This is a genomic window from Caballeronia sp. M23-90 (assembly GCF_053574605.1).
The window spans coordinates 1-6,684 of record NZ_JBSIPA010000371.1; the positions used below are offsets into that span (position 1 = coordinate 1).

At 58.9% G+C, this 6,684-nt stretch carries 7 protein-coding genes, 1 tRNA gene and 2 pseudogenes; 7 read left to right on the top strand and 3 right to left on the bottom strand.

Annotation, left to right across the window (positions count from 1 at the left end; all coding sequences use genetic code 11):
• Positions 1–165: pseudogene (locus tag ACRXB1_RS27080) on the bottom strand (putative hydroxymethylpyrimidine transporter CytX); the annotation flags it as partial.
• A gap of 191 nt (positions 166–356) precedes the next feature.
• Between ACRXB1_RS27080 and ACRXB1_RS27085 the strand changes: the two are divergent.
• The 3 genes from ACRXB1_RS27085 to ACRXB1_RS27095 all read left to right on the top strand — a co-directional run bounded on the left by ACRXB1_RS27085 (position 357) and on the right by ACRXB1_RS27095 (position 3,326).
• On the top strand, positions 357–1,667 hold the full coding sequence (locus ACRXB1_RS27085) for a replication-associated recombination protein A (RefSeq protein WP_061998806.1): 1,311 nt from the start codon (positions 357–359) through the stop codon (positions 1,665–1,667).
• A gap of 138 nt (positions 1,668–1,805) precedes the next feature.
• Positions 1,806–3,104: a serine--tRNA ligase gene (gene serS, locus ACRXB1_RS27090; RefSeq protein WP_449493779.1), complete on the top strand. Its 1,299-nt coding sequence runs from the start codon at positions 1,806–1,808 to the stop codon at positions 3,102–3,104.
• A 132-nt stretch (positions 3,105–3,236) separates the two neighbouring features.
• A tRNA-Ser gene (locus tag ACRXB1_RS27095) sits at positions 3,237–3,326 on the top strand.
• Positions 3,327–3,379: 53 nt separating this feature from the next.
• Here ACRXB1_RS27095 and ACRXB1_RS27100 read toward each other — a convergent pair.
• Entirely contained in the window at positions 3,380–3,733 is a 354-nt protein-coding gene (locus ACRXB1_RS27100) for a hypothetical protein (RefSeq protein ID WP_449493780.1), read from the bottom strand.
• A 441-nt stretch (positions 3,734–4,174) separates the two neighbouring features.
• Here ACRXB1_RS27100 and ACRXB1_RS27105 point away from each other — a divergent pair, with 441 nt between their 5' ends.
• On the top strand, positions 4,175–4,669 hold the full coding sequence (locus ACRXB1_RS27105) for an outer membrane beta-barrel protein (protein WP_062169531.1): 495 nt from the start codon (positions 4,175–4,177) through the stop codon (positions 4,667–4,669).
• 75 nt (positions 4,670–4,744) lie between these two features.
• Here the strand turns inward: ACRXB1_RS27105 and ACRXB1_RS27110 are convergent, their stop codons facing one another.
• Entirely contained in the window at positions 4,745–5,059 is a 315-nt protein-coding gene (locus ACRXB1_RS27110) for a hypothetical protein (protein ID WP_236873418.1), read from the bottom strand.
• A 53-nt stretch (positions 5,060–5,112) separates the two neighbouring features.
• Here ACRXB1_RS27110 and ACRXB1_RS27115 point away from each other — a divergent pair, with 53 nt between their 5' ends.
• The 3 genes and pseudogenes from ACRXB1_RS27115 to ACRXB1_RS27125 form a co-directional block, all read left to right on the top strand.
• Entirely contained in the window at positions 5,113–5,283 is a 171-nt protein-coding gene (locus ACRXB1_RS27115) for a hypothetical protein (RefSeq protein ID WP_162916031.1), read from the top strand.
• Between the two features lie 68 nt (positions 5,284–5,351).
• Entirely contained in the window at positions 5,352–6,134 is a 783-nt protein-coding gene (gene map, locus ACRXB1_RS27120; protein WP_062170498.1) for a type I methionyl aminopeptidase, read from the top strand.
• Positions 6,135–6,317: 183 nt separating this feature from the next.
• Positions 6,318–6,684 (top strand): annotated as a pseudogene (locus ACRXB1_RS27125) (hypothetical protein); the annotation flags it as partial.

A 6,684-nucleotide genomic window follows, 5' to 3' on the forward strand; every position in this document is an offset into this window, starting at 1 on the left:
TCCCGGCACGAGCAGCGCGCCGGCCTGCGCCACCAGCAAGCCGATGCCAAGAGAAAACCACAACGCGAAGGCGTCCGACGTTCCGAACGCGCGGCGCTCGACCGGGACGGGCGACAAAGGCGCGTAGGTCGAGGCGGCGGTGTCGGTGGTGTTATCTGATGCCATTCAGGTTCTGTCCTTATTTGCAGATGTTGGCTGTCGCGTCCGCTCTGAAGCGTGGGCAATCCGGGGAAGCGGCAACTGTCATAATCAACCATTGCAGCAATTTGAAGCAGCGCGGGCGCTTGTCTCGAACAAGGGAACGATTATCGCTGTCTTCGCTGTTGTCCAGACCATTCGGAACCCCTCATCGCGCCATGTTCGAAGAAAACCGTGCCAATGTCCCCCTTGCCGAGCGTTTGCGTCCTCGCACCATCGACGAGGTGATCGGCCAGAAACACCTTCTTGGCCCCAACAAGCCGCTGCGCGTCGCGTTCGAATCCGGTGAAGCGCATTCCATGATTCTCTGGGGACCGCCCGGCGTGGGCAAGACCACGCTCGCACGGCTGATGGCCGCGGCGTTTCATGCGGAGTTCATTTCGTTGTCGGCGGTCTTGTCGGGCGTGAAGGATATTCGCGAGGCCGTGGAACTGGCGCAGATCCATCGGGCGAACGGGCATCAGACACTGGTTTTCGTGGACGAGGTGCACCGGTTCAACAAAAGCCAGCAAGACGCGTTTTTGCCGCACGTCGAGTCCGGGTTGTTCGTGTTCGTGGGCGCGACGACCGAGAATCCATCGTTCGAGGTGAACAGCGCGTTGTTGTCGCGGGCAGCCGTTTATGTGCTGAAAAGCCTGGATGAAACGGAGCTCAATGAATTGCTCGAACGGGCGCAGGGCGAGCTGGGCGGCCTGACGTTCTCCGATGACGCTCGTGCGGCGCTCATCGGTTCCGCCGATGGCGACGGCCGCAAGCTCCTCAACAACCTGGAAATCGTGGCGCGGGCGGCCGCGCAACAGAAGTCGACGCACATCGACGGTGAGTTGCTCGGCAGCGCGCTGACCGAAAACCTGCGTCGTTTCGACAAAGGCGGCGACGCGTTCTACGACCAGATCAGCGCGCTGCACAAATCGGTGCGCGGCAGCAATCCTGACGCGACGCTCTACTGGTTTTGCAGGATGCTCGACGGCGGCGCCGACCCGCGTTATCTTGCGCGGCGAATCGTCCGGATGGCCTGGGAGGATATCGGTCTCGCCGATCCGCGTGCGGGCCGCATCGCGCTCGATGCCGCCGAAACCTACGAACGCCTGGGAACGCCGGAAGGTGAACTCGCGCTGGCTCAGGCGCTGATTTATCTAGCGGTTGCGCCGAAATCGAACGCTGGCTACATGGCCTATAACGAGGCGCGGCGGTTTGTCGGCAAGGACCAGTCGCGAGGCGTGCCGGTCCATCTGCGCAACGCGCCGACCAAGCTGATGAAGGAGCTTGGATACGGGCACGAATATCGGTACGCGCACGACGAACCCGACGCTTACGCGGCCGGCGAAACCTATCTGCCCGATGGCATGCGCGACCCGCACTGGTACGAGCCGACACCGCGCGGTCTGGAGGGGAAGATCAGTGAAAAGATGGCGCGTCTTGCGCAACTCGATGCCCAATGGCGGCGCGACCACAAGGACGAAAAATAAGCGTTGCTCCATTGCCGACGGATGGTGAAACGCCGCGTTCCATTAGACCGAACGGCCAACGCGGCCAAAGCGCGCCAACACGGCCGCCTCGCTGCGCTAAAATCGCGGATTCGCACACTCAGAAGAACCGGCCCTGCCATGCTCGACATCCAACTCCTGCGCAAAGACCCCGACGCCGTTGCCACGCGCCTGGCTCAACGCGGCTACACACTCGACGTCGCTGCGTTCGCGGCAATCGAAGCGGAACGGCGCGAAATCCAGACGCGTACCGAAGAGCTGCAAATGCGCCGCAATACGCTGTCGAAGCAGATCGGCGCAATGAAAGGGCGTGGGGAAGACACCGCAGCAGTGATGGCGGAGGTCGGGGGTATCGGCGACACCATGAAGGCTTCGGCGGCTCAGCTCGAGGACATCCAGAAGCGCTTGTCCGACCTGATGCTCGGCGTGCCCAACCTGCCGCACGAAAGCGTGCCGGTCGGCCCCGACGAATCCGGCAACGTCGAAGTGCGTCGCTGGGGTGCGCCGCGTTCGTTCGATTTCGAAGTGAAGGATCACGTCGATGTCGGCGCGCCGCTTGGCCTCGACTTCGAAACGGGCGCAAAGCTCTCCGGCGCGCGTTTTACCTTGCTGCGTGGGCAGATTGCGCGTCTGCACCGGGCGTTGGCGCAGTTCATGATCGACACGCACACCGACTTGCACGGCTACACGGAGGCGTACACGCCGTATATCGTAAATCCGGAAATTTTGGTGGGTACGGGCCAGTTGCCCAAATTCGCCGAGGACATGTTCCGGGTCGAGAAGGGCGGCGAGGAGAACACGGTCACGCAGTACCTGATTTCGACCTCGGAGATCTCGCTGACCAATACGGTGCGCGAAAGCATTCTTGAAGCGTCGGCGCTGCCGGTCAAACTGACGGCGCATTCCCCGTGCTTCCGCTCGGAAGCGGGTTCGTACGGGCGCGATACGCGCGGCCTGATCCGTCAACATCAGTTCGACAAGGTCGAAATGGTGCAGGTCGTATCGCCGGAGAAATCCTACGAGACGCTCGACGAAATGGTCGGCCACGCCGAAGCCATCTTGCAAAAGCTCGAACTGCCGTATCGCGTGATCACGCTGTGTACCGGCGACATGGGATTTTCCGCAACGAAGACATTCGACCTGGAAGTCTGGCTTCCGGCGCAGAACACGTATCGGGAAATCTCGAGTTGCTCGAATACCGAAGCATTCCAGGCGCGGCGGATGCAGGCGCGGTTCCGGAATGCCCAAGGCAAGCCGGAGTTCGTTCATACGCTCAATGGTTCAGGTCTTGCGGTCGGGCGGACGCTCGTCGCGGTGCTGGAGAATTACCAGAACGCGGATGGCTCGGTGACGGTGCCAGTGGCGTTGCGACCTTACATGCGCGGAGTCGAAAAGCTCGAAGTCTCGAAGGCGAGTTAAGACCTCTTTGTTGTACCAGGCTCACTAAAAGGGGCTTGGAAATCAGATTGGACTCGTCTATAATCTTTCTCTCGCTGGACATCGACCCGTTCAGCGAGAGCCGCAGCAAGCAGTCGCGCGGTTGCAGGATCTGGAAAGGTGGCAGAGTGGTCGAATGCGCTGGACTCGAAATCCAGTGTACCTTTAGGGGTACCGTGAGTTCGAATCTCACCCTTTCCGCCAAATTAGAAACCCCCGCTGATCGCAAGATCAGCGGGGGTTTTGCTTTGTGTGCCTCAGCATTTGGGCAACAGACCTTGAACATCCGAGATGCTCCTGCCGTCCGGATTCTTGCCGATCGAACTCCGCGTCAAATGATTCGATGTCCGGCAAGCCCAGTTGTCCGGCTTTTCGAGATCGGGGGTCGGGCGCGCCAACTCGTCAACGCCCGACGCGGTCTTGAGCTCAGAAGCCTCGGGCGACGTTCCCATTATGGATGGTGACTGGTACCTGTACCGAGGCGTTATCGACAGCGAAACGGGATCGTCAGGCGGCGGTGCTGCAGGCCCTGCGGCGTGAGCGGCCGACCATAGGCACAACAAGTCGGCAACGACGGTGATGGCCAGCAGGCTTTTTCTAACATTGGACATGAAGTTTTTCATGCATGCATTCCCTCGACGTTAATCAATGCGTCGAACCCGGCGAACATAACGAGATGGCTCGCGATTCGATGCTTTTATAGACCTTAAAAACTCTGTAGAAACTTTTCATTAAATTAACCTTAGCAACGTTTTACTAAAAAACGGACGATAAAAGATTAGAAGCCGTGCAACGGTGTTGTTGTTCACAAGCGACAGCCAGCTACTGGCAGGCGTTCCTGGCAGCCGCTCCCAGCGGGAGCTGGCCAATAAATCATAGCGCCGAAAAATCAATTAGGACCGCTCTTATGGGTCCGACGCATCTTCACCATTTAATCTTTCATTCGTTGCGAAATTCAAAGTTGCAAAATTTTTGTGACTTTCGGATTAGCCGATCATGCAACAAACGCGGCAATTAACTTTGCTTTCGATTTAACGTTATGTTTTTAAGTCATGTTCAACTTCAAGAAATTTATTGCCGCGCTGGTCATTGCTCTGACCGGCCTATCCGCAGCACAAGCCAGTGAGTTTTCCGGCCCTTACGCAGGCCTGAAAGTGGGTGAGAACTGGTCTGACGCTTCTGGCGTCGTCAACGTAGGGTCCCATGCATCGACTTTCCTCGGCCTGACTGCCGGGTATAACTTCGATGTAAGCCGCTTCGTTATTGGTGCTGAGGCATTCGCTGACTTCCATCACTCGTCGACCACATATAAGGATGGTGGCATCGATGCGAAACTCGGCTTGCCGTTCAATTCGGTAATGCCGTATGTGCGTCTGGGAGTGACGGGAACCTGGCCGAACGCACGTTTGCACACTGGCTTGGGCGTTGAGTACAAGTTCATCAAGCAGGCAAGCCTTGCGCTGGAATGGACCACCGACCAAAGCAAGCGTGACGGCACCACGCGCCACAACGACAGCGTCACGCTGGGCGTGCATTACTTCTTTTAAAGACAACTGGCGTTCAAAAAGCCCCGCTGAGCTGAAAGCTCATCGGGGCTTTTTTACGACCTGCTCGCAGATCGATCAGGTTGTGCATCGCGCGATATCGAAGCGCATTTCAGGTTCCGGCAATCCGCCGTAGTCCCGGTCAGATTTCTGCACCTTCACAGTCGACCCATAGTGCGACGGCGTCAATGTCACGAGCCACGCGTTCGGCCCGACCACGAGTTCCGAAGCGTTACCCGATTTCGATGTAGACACCGAAGGCAGCCGGTCCTCGAGGCAACTGAAGACCTCGGAAGGCGCACGCCGCGATGACACGTAGATCAGCGGGCTCGACGCGCGAAGTTCAGGTCCGCTCGTGGAACTGCACGCCGCGAGCGCAACGGCCGCGAACACTGCAGCCAATAAAGAACCGGAAAGAGCAAACGAAACAACGCGACTTGAGATCATTGGCGGAAGACGTTGGTCAAAACAATGAGCGAATAGAGCGTAAACCGCTCGAAGAGGCAAGCGCGAATCACGACGACCGCAGTGCGGCGTGGCTGTACGGCGACTCGTGGGGGCATTGGAAAAAGAGCGGGAAAGCGCGCGATGCTATCATCGCCGGCATCCTGAAATAATGCGCTGCGGATACATCGATTTCGTATCGCAATTAGACGCGTACCGCGCGCCGACACACCAACGTTCCATGGCCATCACACTCAAGTCGCCTGCCGACATCGAAAAGCTGCGAATCTCCGGACGTCTCGCCGCAGAAGTCCTCGCAATGATCGGCGAGCACGTCAAGCCCGGCGTCACGACGGAAGAACTGGATGCGATCTGCAACCGCTTTATCGTCGATGAACTGAAGGCGATTCCGGCGAACGTGGGTTACATGGGCTTTACGAAGACCATTTGCACATCGGTGAACCACGTGGTCTGCCATGGCATTCCGAGCCCGCGTGAGTTGAAGGACGGCGATATCGTCAACATCGACGTCGCGATCATCAAGGACGGTTATTTCGGCGATACGAGCCGCATGTATTACGCGGGCACGCCGAGCCGCGATGCAAAGCGTCTTTGCGACACGACTTACGAAGCCATGGTCGCGGGCATTCGCGCCGTGCGTCCGGGCGCGACGCTCGGCGACGTGGGTCATGCGATCCAGACGGTGGCGAACCGCGAAGGGTACTCGATCGTGCGTGAGTATTGCGGCCACGGGATCGGGCGTGTTTATCACGAAGATCCACAGGTGCTGCACTACGGGCAACCGGGCGCCGGCCTGCGGCTGAAACCGGGTCTTGTTTTCACCATCGAACCGATGGTGAACGCCGGTCGTGCTGCAACGCAACAATCGCGGGATGGCTGGACGGTTACAACGAAGGACCGGTCGCTCTCGGCGCAGTGGGAGCACATGGTGGTCGTCACCGACGATGGCTTCGAGCTGCTTACGCCGTGGCCCGACGGCACGGGCGAATACGCGGCGCCCTGAGCGCATGCCTGCACCAAAGAACGTCATTGAGCCGGTCGCGCACGTTGCCTGCAATAATGATTTGACTCGTTTGCCTGTTCGGTTGAAGCTACTAATTAGACTAAGCCGGCTAAGACAGCCTAAGAACATAGCCTAAGAAGACAGCTTAAGAAGCTTGTGAAAGCTTGAGAGAAAAACACCCGCATGAGTCCTTCACTTACTGTTCACCGGATCGCCGCGCATCAAGGCGCCGTCCTGCGCGAACTTCGCACGGCCTCGTTGCGCGAAGCACCGTATGCGTTCGGGGAGACGCTGGAGGAAGCCCTGTCCGCCGATGTCTCGAGCTTCGACGAAACGGCCGGTCGCCACGCGAATTCCGATATCACGGCGTCGTTCATCTTGTACACGGAAGGACATCCGGCGGGTCTCGTCGGCGCGTTCATCGAAGAGGCGGCTCAACCGCGCGCCTTCGTGTACGCGCTATGGGTGGCCCCGGCGGTGCGGCATCTGCGTGGCCGCATTCACCAGCAGCTCGCCGCCACGCTGATGGCTTTCGGCGTCTGGCTTCATA

Coding starts and splice junctions, on each gene's coding strand:
- ACRXB1_RS27085 (WP_061998806.1), top strand. CDS start 357: ATGTTCGAAGAAAACCGTGCCAATGTCCCCCTTGCCGAGCGTTTGCGT.
- serS (WP_449493779.1), top strand. CDS start 1,806: ATGCTCGACATCCAACTCCTGCGCAAAGACCCCGACGCCGTTGCCACG.
- ACRXB1_RS27100 (WP_449493780.1), bottom strand. CDS start 3,733: ATGTCCAATGTTAGAAAAAGCCTGCTGGCCATCACCGTCGTTGCCGAC.
- ACRXB1_RS27105 (WP_062169531.1), top strand. CDS start 4,175: ATGTTCAACTTCAAGAAATTTATTGCCGCGCTGGTCATTGCTCTGACC.
- map (WP_062170498.1), top strand. CDS start 5,352: ATGGCCATCACACTCAAGTCGCCTGCCGACATCGAAAAGCTGCGAATC.